Source organism: Yoonia sp. D2-7 (genome assembly GCF_055809435.1).
Map to the genome: position 1 here is coordinate 1,663,044 of NZ_CM147912.1, position 16,630 is coordinate 1,679,673.

Consider the following 16,630-nt stretch of genomic DNA (forward strand, 5'->3'; position numbering starts at 1 on the left):
ATTAGCTCGTAAAATCAGCTGTTTGCGCGTTTGAAATTCGTAGCAGTTCGTCCGGATTGATTGGAAAAATGTGTCTTGGCGTGCCCGCTGCCGCATAAATAACGTCGAATTCCGCCAATCTGGGGTCCGCGAACGCCCGTATCGGGTTCAGGTGCCCGACAGGGGACACGCCACCAATGGCAAAGCCGGTTTGCTTACGGATCAGCGCCGCGTCCGCTTTGCCGAGCGGTTCGCCTGCGACGTGGCTGGCTTTTTTTGCGTTGACCGTATTGCCGCCCGCTGTCAGGAACAGGACCGCGTCACCGCTGTCCAAGCGTTGGAAGATCACAGATTTCGCGATCTGGTCCAAATGACACCCAGCCGCGTCTGCCGCTTGTTGCGCGGTTTTGGTCAGTTCTCCCATTTCCATCACGTCTGCTGTGATGCCTGCGGCCTCGAGGGCTGCTTTCACTCGTTTCAAGCTCTTGCTCATGGGACCGTCCTTGCCTAGCGTGGACGTCCAACACATCATCGCGTTTCCCTAAAGACAAGAGCTTCCCCATGAGTATTGCCGACCGGATGACCCGTTGCCCGCATCCGTTTAATGCCGAACGGGGCGCGGATGCTTTGGCTGCGTTTGACGCGTTGCCGGATGGTTTGGCGGATCTGATCAGGGGCACCGCGGGGTCTAGTCCGTACCTGGCAGGATTGCTGAAAAGCGAAGCGGATTGGGTTATCGCAGCAATGGATGATCCGGAGACGGCGGTCGCGGATATTCTGGCAGGTGTGCGCGGTTGTCAGGCCGCTGATCTGGCAGATCACTTGCGCCAAGCCAAACGCCGGATTGCGTTGATCACGGCACTGGCGGACCTGTCGGGCGTGTGGCCTTTGGCGACCGTCACGGGGACCATCACCGATTTTTCCTATGCCGCGGTTCATCAGTGCATCACACAATTGGTTGCCGCAGAAATCAAACGCGGCAAGTTGCCGGGGATGGTTGATGCGGATGCCGCGACCGGGGCAGGGATGGTGGCGCTTGCGATGGGCAAGATGGGCGCGGGGGAGCTGAACTATTCATCCGATATCGACCTGATTTGTCTGTTTGATGAAACGCGGTTTGACCCTGATGACTACCACGACGCCCGTGCCGCATTTATCCGCGTGACCCGCAAGATGACCGCGATCATGCAGGATGTGACAAAAGGCGGCTATGTGTTTCGAACCGATCTACGGCTGCGCCCCGATGCGTCGTCCACGCCTGTTTGCATCTCGATGGAAACGGCCGAACGGTATTACGAAAGCCTTGGCCGCACGTGGGAACGCGCGGCCTACATCAAGGCAAACCCCTGCGGCGGTGATCTCGCGGCGGGCCTGCGGTTTTTGGATACGTTGCGCCCGTTTGTCTGGCGTAAACACTTGGACTTTGCCGCGATCCAAGACGCCCATGATATGCGTTTGCTGATCAAGGATTATAAGGGGCTGGGCGGTACGCAATCGCTTGAAGGCCACAACATGAAGCTGGGGCAGGGTGGTATTCGCGAGATCGAATTTTTCACGCAGACCCGACAGTTGATTTCGGGCGGGCGTGATCCGTCATTGCGGACCCGCGAAACGGTGGAAGGGTTGCAGCGTTTGGCGGCCGCGGGCTGGATCAGCGAGGATAATGCGGCAGAGCTGACCGACCATTATGAATTCCATCGCGAAGTCGAGCATCGGTTGCAGATGATCAATGACGCGCAGACCCATACATTGCCGACGACCGATGACGGGTTTGCCCGCTTGGCAGCGTTGATGGGGCGCGATGTGGCAGGGCTGCGGGCGGACATTCAGACGCGGTTGGATGTAGTGCATGAACTGACGGAAAGCTTCTTTGCGCCGGATGAAGTCGCAGCGGAAGACGATAGCGATTGGGGCAAAGACACTACAGACCGTTGGCCCACGTACCCTGCGTTACGATCGGACCGCGGGCAGGCGATTTTTGATCGGTTACGGCCTGATATTATGCGCCGTTTGGCGGCGTCTGCAAAACCGGACGAGGCGCTGGTGCAGTTTGACGGTTTTCTGGCGGGACTGCCAGCAGGCGTGCAGCTGTTTTCGTTGTTTGAAGCGAACCCGCAATTGACCCAATTGATCGTGGATATTGCAGCGACAGCACCTGCCTTGGCGCAGTACCTCTCGCGCAATTCAGGTGTGTTTGACGCCGTGCTCGGGGGATCGTTCTTTGGTGATTGGCCCGGTGCGGATGAGTTGACTGTTGAGGCGGGCAAGGTCCTGAAGGCCGCACCCGATTACGAGGCGCAACTGATCGCGTTGCGGCGTTGGGCAAAGGAATGGCATTTCCGAATTGGCGTGCATTTGTTGCGCGGTTTGACCGATACGCCCACAGCGGGGCAGCAATATGCAGACCTTGCTGCGGCCTCGATTGCGGCTGTGATGCCTGTGGTCGAAGTTGAATTTGCTCGGAAACACGGGGCCGCCCCTGGACGTGGGGCTGCCGTTGTGGGGATGGGGTCGCTGGGTGCGCATCGTCTGACGGCGATGTCGGATTTGGACCTGATCGTGATTTACGATGCAGGCGAGGCCGAAATGTCCGACGGGCCGCGCCCGCTGGCCGTGCGACCGTATTTTGCGCGTTTGACGCAGGCCTTGGTGACCGCACTTTCTGCGCCAATGTCCGAAGGTCGGTTGTATGAAGTGGACATGCGGTTACGTCCATCGGGACGGCAAGGGCCAGTGGCGACATCGCTGCCTGCTTTCAAGAGCTACCAATTGAACGAAGCTTGGACTTGGGAACATCTTGCGCTTACGCGGGCGCAACCGATTGTTGGTGACGCAGGGCTACGTGCTGAAATCACCGAATTTCTGGGCGTCGTCGTGGCCAAGCACCGCGACAAAGCGGGGATCATGACAGACCTGCGGGATATGCGGCGCCGGATCGCGGATGCACGTGGGGACGGGGCCGCGTGGGATGCCAAGAACGGTGCGGGACGTCTGCAGGATTGCGAACTGTTGGCGCAAGCGGCTGCTTTGCGTGCAGGTCAGGCTGTTATCGCAACGGAAGACCAGATTGCGGCGGGTGTCGCGGACGGGTGGCTCGATGCCGCGCAGGCCGATGCGATCCTGCGGGCGTATCGTCTATTCTCAGCGGTGCAGGGCGCTGCGCGTTTGTTGACAGGCGGAGTACTGGACCCTGAACAGATCGGTGTGGGCGGGTGCGCTGTGGTGCTACGTGAAACGGGGGCAGAGGACATGCAATCTCTCTTGACCCAGATGGATGATGCCGCGACACAAGCGGATGCGGCGATAACGGCGCTATTGGCAGGAGAGACTTAAATGGCTGAAAGAGATCCGCTCGACCCCAAAGGTCTGATCCGCGAAGCCTATAATATTGACGGTATTTCGTCCTATGAATGCCGGTCAATTTTTCTGGATTGGGCGTTGAGCCACAATAGCGACGACCACACGCCTGCCATTGAAAAGCTGCTGACCGCTTACGGGCCGGGGCGGTTGGATCATCCGATGACACAAACGCTGACGGCCGCATTGGCCGATGCCAGCCCCGCCAAACGACGGGGCGGGCGAGCTGCGAGATTAGCGCGTTAGTTTTGCGGCCTCGGCTGCGATAGCGGTGATGCCAGCCCAGTCGCCCGCATCAATCAAGTTCTTTGGGGCAACCCAGCTACCGCCGACACAAAGCGTGTTCGACAGGCTCAGGTAATCCGGTGCGTTCTTCAATGAAACACCGCCTGTTGGGCAGAACTTCACCTGTGGGATCGGGCCGCCGATACCTTTCAGGGCTGCGGCACCGCCATTTGCTTCGGCCGGGAAAAACTTCTGAACCCAATAGCCGCGTTCCAGCAGGCGCATCGCCTCGGAGGACGTCGCGATACCCGGCAGCAATGGCAGGTCGTTGGCTTCACATGCGTCGAGCAGTTTGTCAGTTGCACCCGGAGATACGCCAAATGTGGCACCCGCGGCCTTCGCGTTTTCTACGTCTTTCGGCGTCAACAATGTGCCTGCACCGACAACGCCGCCCTCAACTTTTGCCATCTCGCGGATCACGTCCAACGCTGCTGGCGTGCGCAATGTGACTTCCAACGCAGGCAAACCGCCAGCAACAAGTGCTTTTGCGAGTTCTTCGGCAGTGTCGGCTTTTTCCACAACCAGCACAGGCACAACAGGGGCGAGGGCGCAAATGTCGGCGGCGGCTTGAGAGGCGTCTTGCGGTGTCATTGGTATCTCTTTCGTCTGCGTTACGTATTATGCGGCGGCAGTATCAGGCGCTGATGTCGCGGAAATTTTTGTTCCCGTTTCTTTTGGCGCCAAATATCCCCGCCGGAGGCATAAAAGTTAAACCACAACGCCTGCGCCTTCAGAGGCACGTCCGACGTTCTGGCGGAAGACCTCGAACAATTCGCGGCCAACCCCGTTTCCATTGCCAGTCAGGTCCGCAACCGCAAGGTCGCGTGTGTCCAGATCGACGCCGACTACATCAATGGTCCCGGACGTGGCGTCAAGGCGGATGATGTCTCCGTCTTGGATTTTCGCAAGCGGCCCGCCATCTGCAGCCTCTGGGCTGACGTGGATTGCGGATGGGACTTTACCGGATGCGCCGGACATGCGGCCGTCCGTGACGAGTGCGACCTTGAGGCCCCGATCCTGCATGATCGATAGGGTCGGCGTCAGGCCGTGCAGTTCTGGCATGCCGTTGGATCGCGGTCCTTGGAAACGCACAACGATGATTGTGTCTTGGGCCAATTCGCCCGCCTTAAACGCTGCTTTAACAGCGTCTTGGGTATGGAAGACCTTTGCCGGTGCTTCGACGATGTGCCGTTCCGGTGCCACGGCGGATGCTTTCATCACGCCGCGCCCGAGGTTGCCTGCCAGTTGCACAAGCCCGCCGGTGGTCGCAAACGGATCGGACACAGGGCGCACGATTTTTTCGTTCAAGCTCTTTTTCGCGCCTGCGCGGTAGCTGACGCGCCCGTCTTTCAGTTCGGCCTCATTGCGGTAATGCGACAGCCCGTCGCCCGCGACGGTCTTCACGTCGTCGTGCAGCAGACCTGCATCGAGCAGGTCGTTGATCAGGTACTGAAGCCCGCCCGCTGCGTGGAAATGGTTTACGTCGGCCAGACCGTTTGGATAGACTTTCGCCATCAATGGCACAGCTTTGGAGATGTCATCGAAATCTTCGAGGTCGAGGATCACGCCAGCGGCGCGCGCCATGGCTGGCAGATGCAGCACGAGGTTGGTAGACCCGCCCGTTGCCATCAGGCCCACAAGCCCGTTCACAAATGTTTTCTCGTCGAGAATATCGCAGACCGGCCGGAATTCGTTGCCTAGGCTTGTGATTGCCGCCGCCCGTTCAGTGCCTGCGACGGTCAACGCGTCGCGCAGCGGTGTATTCGGGTTCACGAAAGACGCGCCCGGTAGGTGCAGCCCCATGAATTCCATCAGCATTTGGTTGGTGTTGGCCGTGCCGTAGAAGGTACAAGTGCCCGGACCATGGTAAGCGGCCATTTCGGCGGCCATCAGTTCTTCACGTGTCGCTTCGCCGATGGCGAATTTCTGACGCACTTTGGCCTTTTCATCGTTGGGCAGGCCGCTGACCATTGGACCTGCGGGCAAGAACACGGACGGGATGTAGCCAAACGTTGCAGCTGCAATCACCAGACCCGGAATGATCTTGTCGCAGACGCCAAGGTAAACTGCCGCGTCAAAGACGTTGTGAGACAGGCCGACGCCCGCCGCCAATGCGATCACGTCACGCGAAAACAGGGACAATTCCATGCCTGTTTCGCCTTGGGTCACGCCGTCACACATCGCAGGCACGCCACCTGCAACTTGGGCCGTGGCCCCAACCGCGCGCGCGGCTGATTTGATCAGGTTCGGATATGTTTCAAACGGTTGGTGCGCGGACAGCATGTCGTTATATGCGGTGATGATCCCGATGTTGGGCGCTTTGCCTGCCGCCAGATCACCCTTTTGTTCGCCCATTGCCGCAAACGCGTGGGCTTGACCGCTACACGAAATATGCCCGCGACGCGGTCCGTCAGAGGCGGCCTTTGCCATCAAATCCAGATAGGCCCCGCGTGTGGCTTCGCTCCGTTTGCGAATACGGTCTGTGACTGCGGCGATTTGGGGGTTCAATGTCATGACGCACCTCTACGTTTGATTTGGTGCTCTCGTAGCAGGGTTTGTTAGCGCTAACAACAGTGTTCTTTGTCGCAGTCTGGCTGGGCTCTTTCCAAGGGACGGTGTTTCGCTGTAGGAGGCAGGTATGACAGATACAGCTTCCCCCACAGTGCGCCTGAACCCAAAGGGTGATGCCCGCGCAATTCGGCATGGTTTTCCATGGGTTTACGCAAACGAGGTGGTCATGGACCGCCGCACCAAAGGCATAAAGGCGGGCACAATCGCGCGGCTGGAAGATGCAGAACGCCGTCCGTTGGGGATGGTTGCGGTGAACCCGCAGTCGAAAATCATCTGCCGGATGTTGGACCGCGATGAAAATGCGGTGATTGATCAGGCGTGGTTTGCGGCGAAACTACAGCGTGCGTTGACGCACCGCGAACGGATGTTTGCGGAGCCGTTTTATCGCCTAGTACATGCCGAGGCCGACGGGCTGCCGGGGGTTGTAATTGACCGCTTTGGCGATACGGCTGTTGTGCAGCCCAACGCCGCCTATGCGGATGCAAATATTGAGGCGCTTGTTGCGGCACTGGTCGATGTGACGGGTGTTACGACCGTGGTGATGAACGGAACGGGGCGTGCGCGGACCTTGGAAGGTCTGGACGAACGCACCGATGTGATGGTGGGCGCGACGCCCACAGCGGCAATTCCGGTACAGATGAACGGCGCGACCTATATGGCGGATGTCATTGGTGGCCAGAAAACAGGTTTGTTCTTTGACCAGCGTCCGAACCATGCCTTTGCGGCGTCGCTGTCCAAAGGCGCGCGGGTCTTGGATGTGTTTTCACACGTTGGCGGGTTTGGTCTGGCAGCTTTGGCTGGTGGTGCGACGTCTGCATTGGCCGTTGACGGATCGCAACCAGCATTGGATCTCGCTGCACAAGGTGCAGAGGCAATGGGCGTGTCTGATAAGTTTACAACGCGTAAGGGCGATGCCTTTGACGTACTGACGAAATTGGCGGAAGAGGGCGAGACGTTCGACGTGGTGATTTGTGATCCACCCGCGTTTGCGCCGTCGAAAAAAGCGATGGAAGCAGGCCTGCGCGCCTATGAACGTGTCGCGCGCCTTGCGGCACCTTTGGTTGCTGAAGGTGGCTATTTGGGGCTGTGTTCGTGTTCACACGCGGCGGACCTGACTAAATTCCGTAATGCATCGGCACGCGGGATTGGCCGTGCAGGGCGTCGCGGTCAAATCATTTACACAGGCTTTGCCGGTCCTGATCACCCGTTGATGCCGCATCTGGCGGAAACAGGTTATCTGAAGTCGGTGTTCTTCCGCCTGTGAGGATATTGGTCGACACCTGCGTTCTTTACCCAACAGTCATGCGCGAAGTCGTGCTTGGCTGTGCGCAGGCGGGCCTATTCGAAGTTCGCTGGTCTGCGCGTATTTTGGAAGAATGGGCGCGGGCGGCACGCAAGATCGGACCGGAAGGGGAAACCTTAGCGCGTGGCGAAATCGCAGGCGTTTCTGCCCGTTTTCCGAACGCTGTGGTGGCTTATCCCGAAGACAAGCTGCGTCAATTCTGGTTGCCCGACAAGGACGACATCCACGTGCTGACGGCCGCCGTAGTTGGGTCTTGCGACGCGATTATGACGGTGAACGTCAAGGATTTTCCGAAGGATGTGTTGGCCGAAAACGATCTGGATCGGCTCAGCCCTGACGTTTATCTCGTCGAGATGTTCCATCAAAACCCGGATGTGGTGCGCGGTGTCGGCGACGCGGTGCTGGCTGAGGCGCGACGGTTGTCAGGCGACGATTGGCAGATGCGGCCATTGATGAAAAAGGCACGCCTGCCGCGTTTGGGTAAAGCCCTAACGGCTTAAGCCTGCCATTTCGCAGCGTTTGCTTCAATCGCCGCGATCCGTTGGTCGGTCTTTGGGTGGCTCATGATCCACGCGGGAATTTTTGCGCCACGTGCGCCTGTCAGCGTTTCGAGTTTATGGAATAGCGAAATCTGCGGCGCGGTGCCGATGCCGGATTTCACGAGCAGGGCAGAGGCGTAAGCATCAGCTTCGAATTCGTCCTTACGGGACAAACCTGCCGCCAAAAGCCGCATTGCATGCCTTGCGATCCAGTTGCCAATACCAAAAGGCAGAAACCGGCCTAGTACCATCGCAATCGCGGTGCGCGCAGCGTTCTGGCCGGAAAAGTCGATCATACGACGGCGAGCATGGCCCAGTGCTACGTGCCCCAGTTCATGGGCAATCACGCTGGCCATTTCATCAGCAGACACCTTGCCTGCGCGGTACTTGTTAAAGAAACCACGCGTGATGAAGATGCGACCGTCAGGGGACGCGAGGCCGTTCACAGGTTCAATTTCGTAGATGTTGACCTTGATCTGCTTCAAATCCAAGGCACCGGCCATCTGATCACAGAGCTGACGCAGCATTGGGTCAGTTAGCGGCGTTGATTTCTGATCAAGCTCGCGCTGCGTCCGCCAAACGGAAAAACGGTACATGGCGAGGCCGTACAGAACGGCGAGCAGAATGGGGGCAAGGCGCAACATGCCCTAGATATGGGGCGCAGGAGCGTGCGGGGCAAGCGCTGGATGCGTTGTTTTGGCAGATGGTCGGCGTGGTGATTGTCAGCCTAGCGACTTCATACCTTTTGTCAGCCCTGCGATGGTCATTGGCACCATGCGATCGGCTCCGAAAATCTGTTGGATCATCTGAGTGGACTGTGTGTGGCGCCAGTAGGCTTCGTTGAGGGGATTGATCCAGATGTGGTTGGGCCATTGATCGCGGACGCGGGTCAGCCAGAGCTCGCCGGATTCGGGGTTGTAATGTTCATTTGCGCCGCCCGGATAGGCGATTTCATAGGGGGACATGGATGCGTCGCCCACGATGATGCATTTGTAGTCGGACCCGTAAGTGCGCAGAATTTCATGCGTATCAGTCTGGTCGTTCCAGCGGCGGGCATTATCGCGCCAAACGCCTTCGTATATGCAATTGTGGAAATAGAAATGTTGCAGTGTTTTGAATTCGGATTTGGCCGCCGAAAACAGTTCTTCGACCATTTTGATATGCGGATCCATTGATCCCCCGATATCAAGAAACAACAAGACCTTGACCGCATTGCGCCGTTCGGGCCGGGTTTTCACGTCGATATAGCCGTTCTCGGCAGTCGCGCGGATGGTGCCGTTCAGGTCGAGTTCTTCAGCAGCCCCGTCACGCGCCCAAGACCGGAGGCGTTTCAGGGCGACCTTGATATTGCGGGTTTGCAGTTCAACCGTGTCGTCGAGATTGCGGAATTCGCGCTTGTCCCAGACTTTGACGGCGCGTTGATGGCGCGACTTGTCTTGGCCGATGCGGATGCCTTCGGGATTGTAGCCGTAGGCGCCGAACGGGGACGTGCCTGCCGTGCCAACCCATTTAGATCCGCCTTGGTGGCGACCCTTTTGTTCTTCGAGCCGTTTCTTCAGCGTTTCCATCAGTTTATCAAAGCCGCCTAGTGCTTCGATCTCAGCTTTTTCTTCCGCACTCAGGTGCTTTTCAGCGAGCTTTTCCAGCCAATCTGCGGGCAGGTCGACTGCGTTCAGAACCTGATCTGTGGTGATGTTTTCCAACCCTGCGAAGGTTGCCCCGAATGCACGGTCAAACCGATCGAGGTGCCGTTCGTCTTTGACCATCACAGTGCGCGCCAGAAAGTAGAACGCGTCCACATCATAGGTCGCCAGTCCCGCCTGCATCCCTTCGAGAAAGGCCAGAAATTCGCGCAGGGTCACGGGGACCTTTGCCGCGCGGAGGTTTTCGAAGAAGGGCAGGAACATCGTTTAGATGCTGGCGCGTTCGATCAGCACAAGTGCGAACATGCCGATGATGCCGCCCATGATTGCCAGTACGCCGCCCCATTGCAAAAGATCAAGCATCTTGCCGCCGCGCCGTTTGGCGCTGAGCGCCCCAAGAATGGCACCAATCAGAAGGCCGGAAAGGGGGTAAATCATTGCGCAAATCGTCCTTTAGAGCGGGCGCAGCGCCCTGATCTCGTTCAGACGGGCCTGCACAAATACATCCTGACCAAAGCCGTATCGCGCCCAACCCAGACTGTCCAGACGCACCGCTTCGGCCTCTGTGGTGTTGCCTTGCAGCATGAGTGCTTCGGCCTTGAACATCATCAACGTAGCAAGCAGGGCGGCGTTTTGGTGGTCACGGGCAAGGGGAATTGCACCGTTTGTCAGTGTGATAACGGCTTCCGCATCCCCCGCAGTGAGCGCAAATGCCGCACGTTGTACGGCAATGTGTGCTGCGTGAATTTGTGTTGCGGGATTGGACCGGTAGATGCGGTCGGCAGCGTTGAAGGAGGCCAGCGCAAGTTCGGAATTGTTCCCGACTTGCAAACGTCCATGGGCGTAATGTGCAAATGCTTCGCGTGTGCCGCCCCAGCCAAAGGCGTTGCCGATTTGGATTGCGTTTTGGGCAGCTGCGCGGCGGCGCGATGGCGTTGCTGCACCCGACAGCGCCGTTTGGACGGCGTCAATCCAGTCGCGATTGGTGTCATCTTCTGGGAACCGTGACCCGCGATTTCCAGCAGGGTTCAGTCGGGCAAGAAGGGCGGGGAGCTTTTCAGCCACTTGACCGCGTGTCATGCCGTTTGCCAATTCAGGGGCGTAATAGGCTTTCAAAACCAGCATATCAAAGCTGGTCAGCACGTTGTGGATATTGTCGTCGTTGAACACCGAATCCGGCAAGCGGTACAGATCGTTGAGCGGTCCAAGCGCCTGCGCCAGTTCTTCATGCAGACAGTCGCGGATTTCCTGCGGGGCCACATCGGACGGCACGAACATGATCGCGCGGTCGCGGCGTGTCAGCGTGGTCCAGTCGACCGTGTCGGTCCGGCGGACGCGCAGGAATTCATCCCAGCTGGACACGCGCGGCACAACAAAACAGGCCGCTCGCGGCACCGCGTCGTTCAGCACGCGACGAGGAATGGCCTGCACGATGATCTGCGGCTGCGCGGCTTCTGACATGTCGATGTTGATGTTCGCTTCGCGCCGCAGGCGGCTAAGCAATTGATCAAGGTCATTCAGCAATGTGTCAGAGATTTCGCCCTGCACACGGACATTAATTGGTCCTTCGAAGCGGGTCATGAACGGGATTTGTTTGCCGCTTTCCATGCGGAACGACAGGTCGAGAAAGTCCTGCGAAATCTCAGTGTTTGATCGCGATGGGGTGCGGACGGGCACGGCCGCAAAGGTCTTGACCGGTGGCAGCACGGATGCAATCGGGGCCGCGCGGGTTGCGGCGACGTCTTGCGGGACAGGCGCGCAGGCCGTGAGGACGGCGAGACTGAGGGCTGCGAGGCGGCTCATGCGGCGGGCCGTTGGTATTTGATGAAATTGGTCAGATGACCTACGCGGTCGTACAGCTGGCGACCAGCGGTGTTGTCGTCTTGGGTCAGCCAGTACACGTTCGGCGCACCATGGGTGTCGGCAGCGGCATAAACCGCTTCGATCAATTTCCGACCGCAGCCAGTGCCACGCGCGACGGGACTGACGAAGAGATCTTGCAGATAACAGACGTTTTCGATTTTCCAGCCGTGACGGTGGAAAAGGTAATGGGCGAGGCCAATCAGTTCGCCGTCCACTTCAGCAACAAGAGCGGAAAAGTCCTGCGGATCGTCGCCCAAGAGGCGGTCAAAGGTGGACGCAAAGATGTCAGACGGCAAAGCGGTGCCGTAGAATTCCAGATAGGCGGTCCACAGCCCTGCCCACGCCGCCTGATCAGCTGCGTGAAGTGGGCGAATGATGACCGGCATTTTTGCCTTGGTCACGTCTGCTCTCCTCAAGTGCGTCAATCTTGCCTGCCACAAGACTGCGTCCCCTCGTGTGTGTGGCTACGGCAAATGCGCGGCCATCATGGTGGGGGCAGGTTGATTAAAGGTGAACAGAGGGAGGCACGCACCTGATATTCGGGATAGTACCCGCTTTCTCGGTACTGCGTTGCACAGAAGACTCAGACGTTTGTGGTGGCGGAGGTGCTGTAGGCTAGATGTTGATGCAGATTGCTCAGGGGAACATGTTAAGAGCTCGCTCTTTTAGATTTTGCAGATCAACCGCTAGGAAAGATCAACTGTTAGGAAAGCGTATGTCTCTTTAGAGCGCGGGCCGATCAATGCTGCAAACCGAATGAATGGCGGCTTGGTCAAATCTGTTGTTTGGGTTCGAGGCGACCATCAGATTTTTTGCTTCCACACATCTGAACAACTTGGTTGAATTTTGCGGGGACTACTTGCGCCCAAAGTCAATGAGAAACCACGTTTCAAAATGCAGATGCGGCCTGACGCTGTTATGCCAACACGTAGCTTCAATGAGTGTGCCATGTGAAGTTTCAACAGGTTGGGCCGATTTTACTTCGAAAGCACCTTCATTCCAACTTTTGGTTTCGATCGGACCGGGCAATTTGGTTTGGATGGCGTCTTGGCATCGCTGAACAAGCGTTGAGAAACTACTATCCTGCCCGTTAATCGGTCCTATTTGGATCTCACATCTCCGCATATATGTTTCGCCAACTTTGTCTTGTCTGGCAAGGTCGACGAGGCGGTCTGGAGGCCAGCCAACCCGACCGGGCAGCGAGCCGTGTTCGTCAGCCTCCGCAAATGCGACCTGTGCACAGCGCACGGTCAAATTGTCGTCGAAACCACCATAGATTCCAGATTCTATTGGTAGATTTGTTTCCAAATTTACAGATTCTTTGCCCCAATCGACGTTGGTCATAATGTCGAATACAGCTGGCGCCGTATATTCAACGACGTGCCCTGGCACGGCACTGCGTGCGAAATTCTTTGCGGTAACAACAGTAAACGCGTTTTCAAACGGATCGTCGCTATGTACCTCTTGCATATTTAGCCAGAGGGCGCCGCCCGCAACAACAAAGGACGTGACGGTCGTCGTCATCCATTTCATCATCGTTGGTTTGTCTCTCATGGATCAAAGCACAGACAGATGTTGAACGGATGTGGTGCGAAAGGTCTGTTTTTGATGCGTTCAACAAATGTGAGGATCATATGGCGTAATCACGTTTGCTGTCCACGACAATGGTGCGACAAAGCACGAGCGGTTGGTGGTCTGAATGTATCTTTTTAGATTTGTCGCAGAGCGTCAAACCTGCCATCGGTGCAGATGCGCGAATGTCAGAAGAGGCCGCACAGCTACCTCACGACCAGCCAGATCTACTGAATAACAATCTCATCCGCGCGGATCATGCCCAGCACGTCGCGCGCTTGTTCGTCCAGCAGGTCCAGGTCAAGGTAGTTATCCGACAACCGTCGTGTCAGGTTTTCCATGCGCGCCACTTCGGCGTGTAGGGTCGCGAGCTCTTGGGATAGCGCGCGACCCTCTGCTGTGACTTCCGCACGTTTGAACACCCCGTAATCACCCTGCACGGCGGCAAAGGTGAAATACAGACCCATGGCCAATAGACCCAGGAAAGAAAGGAGTGTGCCCATCGCTGGGCGGCTACGTTTTCGCATCGGTGCCTCAAAATGCCGTCTTCTTTGGACGATCTATCGCTAGAATCGCACATCCGAATCACTTTGTGAATCCTAAAAATGCACCGCGAGACAATTAATGTCGGATTAATCCGGCATCCAAGCCTGCGTCGCAAAACTGCCGGTGATATAGTGGCATTCGGGGGCGCTTGGCGGTTCGCCACACAGGTGGCCTGCGATGGTTCCCGCGACATATCCGATGTCGTCGACCGGATACGGTGTCAACTCTGTCAGGGTCACGCGCAGATCGCTTTGCGTGCGTGCGACGACGTCTTCCGCGAATTGTCCTGCAGTGAACAGCGTGGCGCTTGTGCTTGCGCTGGGGGCGGCTTGCGCGAATGTGGCGGTGATATTGATCAGGCCTGCGCCTTCAAGCAGGCGGTCGCCGCTGTCATAGCCGACAAGATACAGCGTATTGGGCATCGGACCGCCTTCGACGAGAAACTCGGCGCTCAGGTCGATGACGTCGGTCGAAAAATCAACCGTTTCCCAATCGTAGAGATCACCTGCGATGGACAGGTGAATTGTACCAAGCTTTGGAATATCCCGCAGGGGATCATCGCTTCGCTGCCAATTTGAGCTGCCATCCGCTGCGACTTGCGTCCATGCGGGCGGGATGCCGTCGAGCACTGGCTGTTCAACAGGTGTGCAGGCCACCAGTCCGAAAAGAACAAAACTATATCGTAGCATCACCACGCCCCCTTGCTTCGGCACAACTTAGCCGTGCAAGCGGGCGTGGTCTAGCATTTAGCCAGCCACAGAGGCCGCGTAGATCGCATCGATTGTTTTGGACAATTCGCTGTTAAAATCGGCGTCGTCCTGCTGGGCAGATAGGCCTTCGGTCAACGCCCGAGAAAAGCTCGCGATGATACCCTTGTTCTGGGCCAGACGCGTATTGGCTTCTTCGCGGTTATAGCCACCGGACAGTGCCACAATGCGCAGCACCTTCGGATGGTCGACCAATGATTGATATTGGTTTGCGACTTCCGGCAGCGTCAGTTTCAGCATGACTTGCTGATCGTCGGGCAGGGCGTCCAATTGCTTTGTGATCGCGGCCAGCAGCAGGTCTTCGGCTTCTGCTTTGTCAGCGATAGAAATTGTGACCTCAGGCTCCAGGATTGGCATCAAGCCGTGCGCCAAGATTTGTTTGCCCACTTCGAACTGCTGGGCGACGATCGCATCGATGCCGTCAGCATTGGCCGCTGAAATAACAGAACGCATCTTGGTTCCGAAAATACCGGCGTCAGCCGCCTTTTTCAAAAGTGCGTCCAGACCGTCGATCGGTTTCATCAACTGAACGCCACCCTCTGCATCGCACAGGCCTTTGTCGACTTTCAGGAATGGGACAACGTGGTGATCTTCCCACAGTGCCGTTGCCGCAGGCTTGCCGTCGATCTGGCGGTCCATCGTCATTTCAAAAAGGATCGCACCGACGACCTTGTCGCCCGTAAAGGCGGGCGCGTTCACGATCCGGGACCGCATCCCGTGGATCAATGAAAACATCTCGTCTTCGGTTTGGTAGGCGTCTTCTGTGACACCGTACAATTTGAGTGCCTTTGGGGTTGAACCGCCACTTTGATCCAAAGCTGCGATAAAGCCTTTGCCGGCCCGAACCTGTTCCCACTGCGCTTGATTAGACATGTCTAGCATCACCAATTTCCTTGCAAATGACTGGGTCACCCCCCGTTACCCGTTGTCATAAGGTGCGGGGGGAGAGCCTTGCAATTATGGTTACGCTAACAGTTAGCGCTAAACATTCGGTTTAATTGGATAAAGCGGCGACGCCCGGCAATTCCTTGCCTTCCATCCACTCCAAAAAGGCCCCGCCAGCAGTCGAAATATAGGTGAAATTATCTGCCACGCCCGCCTGATTCAGCGCCGCAACCGTATCACCGCCCCCCGCGACAGACGTCAGGTTACCCGAGTCGGTCAATGCACCAGCCACGCCCGCAGCCGCATTTGTGGCCCGATCAAACGGTTCGATTTCAAACGCACCCAACGGGCCGTTCCAGACCAAAGTTTTGGCACCCGCCAGAACTTCGCTAATGTATGTCACCGTGTCAGGACCTGCGTCCAAGATCATCGCATCCGCGGGGCAGGAGTCAGGCGCGACTACTTCGTTCGCAGCGCCCGCTTTGAATTCGCGGGCGACGACAATATCGCGCGGTAGAATGATTTCGCAGCCTGCTTTTTCGGCTTTGCCCAAGATTTCGCGGGCTGTATCTGCCAGATCGTGCTCGCACAGCGATTTGCCGACATCGATGCCTTGGGCTGCAAGGAACGTATTCGCCATGCCACCACCGATCACCAGATGATCAACTTTGCCAACAAGATTGCCCAATAGATCTAGCTTCGTGGACACTTTCGCGCCGCCAACCACGGCCACAACCGGACGTTTTGGCGTGCCAAGGGCCGCTTCCAGCGCACCAAGCTCTGCCGCCATCAGACGACCTGCACAGGCGGGCAACAATTTCGCAATGGCTTCGGTCGACGCATGCGCGCGGTGAGCTGCAGAAAAGGCGTCGTTCACGTAGATATCGCCGAGTGACGCCAAACGCTTTGCAAAGCCTTCGTCGTTCTTTTCTTCGCCAGGATTAAACCGCAAGTTTTCCAGCAGCAGTACCTCGCCGTCTTCCATTTCAGCGATGGCATCCGCGTAGTCACCATCCACAAAGGTTACAGGCAGGCCAAGCGTGTCGGACACAGCACTTGCGATGTGTTCTAGCGACATTTCAGGGACGACCTGACCCTTCGGACGACCAAAGTGAGCCATTAGGATGACTTTACCGCCTGCGGCCTGAATATCGTCAACAGTCGCGGCAATCCGCTCAATGCGAGTTGTATCCGTTACGCGCCCGTCTTCCATCGGCACGTTTATGTCTACGCGGACCAATGCGCGCTTGCCCGCAAAGTCCATATCATCAAGGGTTTTCCACGCCATTTGCCGTCTCCTAAGTCTGGGTTGTGTCTTAC

17 protein-coding genes are annotated in these 16,630 nt (G+C 57.3%); 4 read left to right on the forward strand and 13 right to left on the reverse strand.

The genetic code is table 11. The annotated features are described in order from the left end of the window. Window position 1: 1 nt before the first annotated feature. Complete coding sequence (locus AC0L7R_RS08030; protein ID WP_473660149.1) at window positions 2-472, reverse strand: YbaK/EbsC family protein; 471 nt, start codon at window positions 470-472, stop codon at window positions 2-4. 68 nt (window positions 473-540) lie between these two features. On the opposite strand from AC0L7R_RS08030, the gene AC0L7R_RS08035 reads away from it, so the two are divergent. Both AC0L7R_RS08035 and AC0L7R_RS08040 read left to right on the forward strand, forming a co-directional pair. Then, window positions 541-3,312, forward strand: a complete 2,772-nt coding sequence (locus AC0L7R_RS08035) for a [protein-PII] uridylyltransferase family protein (protein ID WP_473660151.1) — start codon at window positions 541-543, stop codon at window positions 3,310-3,312. Then, window positions 3,313-3,582: a hypothetical protein gene (locus tag AC0L7R_RS08040; RefSeq protein ID WP_247128952.1), complete on the forward strand. Its 270-nt coding sequence runs from the start codon at window positions 3,313-3,315 to the stop codon at window positions 3,580-3,582. It begins immediately after the preceding gene. Here the strand turns inward: AC0L7R_RS08040 and eda are convergent. Continuing rightward, on the reverse strand, window positions 3,571-4,212 hold the full coding sequence (gene eda, locus AC0L7R_RS08045) for a bifunctional 4-hydroxy-2-oxoglutarate aldolase/2-dehydro-3-deoxy-phosphogluconate aldolase (RefSeq protein ID WP_247128951.1): 642 nt from the start codon (window positions 4,210-4,212) through the stop codon (window positions 3,571-3,573). The two genes, AC0L7R_RS08040 and eda, sit on opposite strands and share 12 nt — an antisense overlap. 117 nt (window positions 4,213-4,329) lie before the next feature. Further along, entirely contained in the window at window positions 4,330-6,135 is a 1,806-nt protein-coding gene (gene edd, locus AC0L7R_RS08050; RefSeq protein ID WP_473660153.1) for a phosphogluconate dehydratase, read from the reverse strand. Between the two features lie 124 nt (window positions 6,136-6,259). On the opposite strand from edd, the gene AC0L7R_RS08055 reads away from it, so the two are divergent. Both AC0L7R_RS08055 and AC0L7R_RS08060 read left to right on the forward strand, forming a co-directional pair. Next, window positions 6,260-7,456, forward strand: coding sequence for an RSP_2647 family RNA methyltransferase (locus AC0L7R_RS08055; protein ID WP_473660156.1), 1,197 nt, complete (start codon window positions 6,260-6,262; stop codon window positions 7,454-7,456). After that, on the forward strand, window positions 7,453-7,995 hold the full coding sequence (locus AC0L7R_RS08060) for an RSP_2648 family PIN domain-containing protein (RefSeq protein WP_473660158.1): 543 nt from the start codon (window positions 7,453-7,455) through the stop codon (window positions 7,993-7,995). Before AC0L7R_RS08055 ends, AC0L7R_RS08060 begins: the two co-directional genes overlap by 4 nt. On the opposite strand, the gene AC0L7R_RS08065 is transcribed toward AC0L7R_RS08060, so the two are convergent. The 10 genes from AC0L7R_RS08065 to AC0L7R_RS08110 all read right to left on the reverse strand — a co-directional run bounded on the left by AC0L7R_RS08065 (window position 7,992) and on the right by AC0L7R_RS08110 (window position 16,598). After that, window positions 7,992-8,678 (reverse strand): M48 family metalloprotease, encoded by a 687-nt coding sequence (locus tag AC0L7R_RS08065; RefSeq protein WP_473660160.1) that lies wholly within the window; start codon window positions 8,676-8,678, stop codon window positions 7,992-7,994. The two genes, AC0L7R_RS08060 and AC0L7R_RS08065, sit on opposite strands and share 4 nt — an antisense overlap. A 78-nt stretch (window positions 8,679-8,756) precedes the next feature. Next, window positions 8,757-9,941 (reverse strand): vWA domain-containing protein, encoded by a 1,185-nt coding sequence (locus tag AC0L7R_RS08070; RefSeq protein ID WP_473660162.1) that lies wholly within the window; start codon window positions 9,939-9,941, stop codon window positions 8,757-8,759. 3 nt (window positions 9,942-9,944) lie between these two features. Then, complete coding sequence (locus tag AC0L7R_RS08075; RefSeq protein WP_247128945.1) at window positions 9,945-10,115, reverse strand: hypothetical protein; 171 nt, start codon at window positions 10,113-10,115, stop codon at window positions 9,945-9,947. 15 nt (window positions 10,116-10,130) lie between these two features. Further along, window positions 10,131-11,480 (reverse strand): DUF2927 domain-containing protein, encoded by a 1,350-nt coding sequence (locus AC0L7R_RS08080; RefSeq protein WP_473660164.1) that lies wholly within the window; start codon window positions 11,478-11,480, stop codon window positions 10,131-10,133. Beyond that, window positions 11,477-11,926 carry a GNAT family N-acetyltransferase gene (locus AC0L7R_RS08085; RefSeq protein WP_473660375.1) on the reverse strand — a complete coding sequence of 150 codons (450 nt, stop codon included), beginning with the start codon at window positions 11,924-11,926 and terminating at the stop codon, window positions 11,477-11,479. Before AC0L7R_RS08085 ends, AC0L7R_RS08080 begins: the two co-directional genes overlap by 4 nt. A 469-nt stretch (window positions 11,927-12,395) precedes the next feature. Continuing rightward, window positions 12,396-13,094: a hypothetical protein gene (locus AC0L7R_RS08090; RefSeq protein ID WP_473660166.1), complete on the reverse strand. Its 699-nt coding sequence runs from the start codon at window positions 13,092-13,094 to the stop codon at window positions 12,396-12,398. A 245-nt stretch (window positions 13,095-13,339) separates the two neighbouring features. Then, window positions 13,340-13,639: an FtsB family cell division protein gene (locus tag AC0L7R_RS08095; RefSeq protein ID WP_247128941.1), complete on the reverse strand. Its 300-nt coding sequence runs from the start codon at window positions 13,637-13,639 to the stop codon at window positions 13,340-13,342. A gap of 105 nt (window positions 13,640-13,744) precedes the next feature. Continuing rightward, window positions 13,745-14,347: a hypothetical protein gene (locus AC0L7R_RS08100; protein WP_473660169.1), complete on the reverse strand. Its 603-nt coding sequence runs from the start codon at window positions 14,345-14,347 to the stop codon at window positions 13,745-13,747. 57 nt (window positions 14,348-14,404) lie between these two features. Then, window positions 14,405-15,298, reverse strand: coding sequence for a fructose bisphosphate aldolase (locus AC0L7R_RS08105; protein ID WP_473660377.1), 894 nt, complete (start codon window positions 15,296-15,298; stop codon window positions 14,405-14,407). A 121-nt stretch (window positions 15,299-15,419) separates the two neighbouring features. Then, complete coding sequence (locus AC0L7R_RS08110; RefSeq protein WP_473660171.1) at window positions 15,420-16,598, reverse strand: phosphoglycerate kinase; 1,179 nt, start codon at window positions 16,596-16,598, stop codon at window positions 15,420-15,422. Window positions 16,599-16,630: the final 32 nt, after the last annotated feature.

Excerpts from the sequence above, each read along its gene's own strand:
- AC0L7R_RS08030 (WP_473660149.1), bottom strand. The coding sequence starts at position 472 with ATGAGCAAGAGCTTGAAACGAGTGAAAGCAGCCCTCGAGGCCGCAGGC.
- AC0L7R_RS08035 (WP_473660151.1), top strand. The coding sequence starts at position 541 with ATGAGTATTGCCGACCGGATGACCCGTTGCCCGCATCCGTTTAATGCC.
- AC0L7R_RS08040 (WP_247128952.1), top strand. The coding sequence starts at position 3,313 with ATGGCTGAAAGAGATCCGCTCGACCCCAAAGGTCTGATCCGCGAAGCC.
- eda (WP_247128951.1), bottom strand. The coding sequence starts at position 4,212 with ATGACACCGCAAGACGCCTCTCAAGCCGCCGCCGACATTTGCGCCCTC.
- edd (WP_473660153.1), bottom strand. The coding sequence starts at position 6,135 with ATGACATTGAACCCCCAAATCGCCGCAGTCACAGACCGTATTCGCAAA.
- AC0L7R_RS08055 (WP_473660156.1), top strand. The coding sequence starts at position 6,260 with ATGACAGATACAGCTTCCCCCACAGTGCGCCTGAACCCAAAGGGTGAT.
- AC0L7R_RS08065 (WP_473660160.1), bottom strand. The coding sequence starts at position 8,678 with ATGTTGCGCCTTGCCCCCATTCTGCTCGCCGTTCTGTACGGCCTCGCC.
- AC0L7R_RS08070 (WP_473660162.1), bottom strand. The coding sequence starts at position 9,941 with ATGTTCCTGCCCTTCTTCGAAAACCTCCGCGCGGCAAAGGTCCCCGTG.
- AC0L7R_RS08075 (WP_247128945.1), bottom strand. The coding sequence starts at position 10,115 with ATGATTTACCCCCTTTCCGGCCTTCTGATTGGTGCCATTCTTGGGGCG.
- AC0L7R_RS08080 (WP_473660164.1), bottom strand. The coding sequence starts at position 11,480 with ATGAGCCGCCTCGCAGCCCTCAGTCTCGCCGTCCTCACGGCCTGCGCG.
- AC0L7R_RS08085 (WP_473660375.1), bottom strand. The coding sequence starts at position 11,926 with ATGCCGGTCATCATTCGCCCACTTCACGCAGCTGATCAGGCGGCGTGG.
- AC0L7R_RS08090 (WP_473660166.1), bottom strand. The coding sequence starts at position 13,094 with ATGAGAGACAAACCAACGATGATGAAATGGATGACGACGACCGTCACG.
- AC0L7R_RS08095 (WP_247128941.1), bottom strand. The coding sequence starts at position 13,639 with ATGCGAAAACGTAGCCGCCCAGCGATGGGCACACTCCTTTCTTTCCTG.
- AC0L7R_RS08100 (WP_473660169.1), bottom strand. The coding sequence starts at position 14,347 with ATGCTACGATATAGTTTTGTTCTTTTCGGACTGGTGGCCTGCACACCT.
- AC0L7R_RS08105 (WP_473660377.1), bottom strand. The coding sequence starts at position 15,298 with ATGTCTAATCAAGCGCAGTGGGAACAGGTTCGGGCCGGCAAAGGCTTT.
- AC0L7R_RS08110 (WP_473660171.1), bottom strand. The coding sequence starts at position 16,598 with ATGGCGTGGAAAACCCTTGATGATATGGACTTTGCGGGCAAGCGCGCA.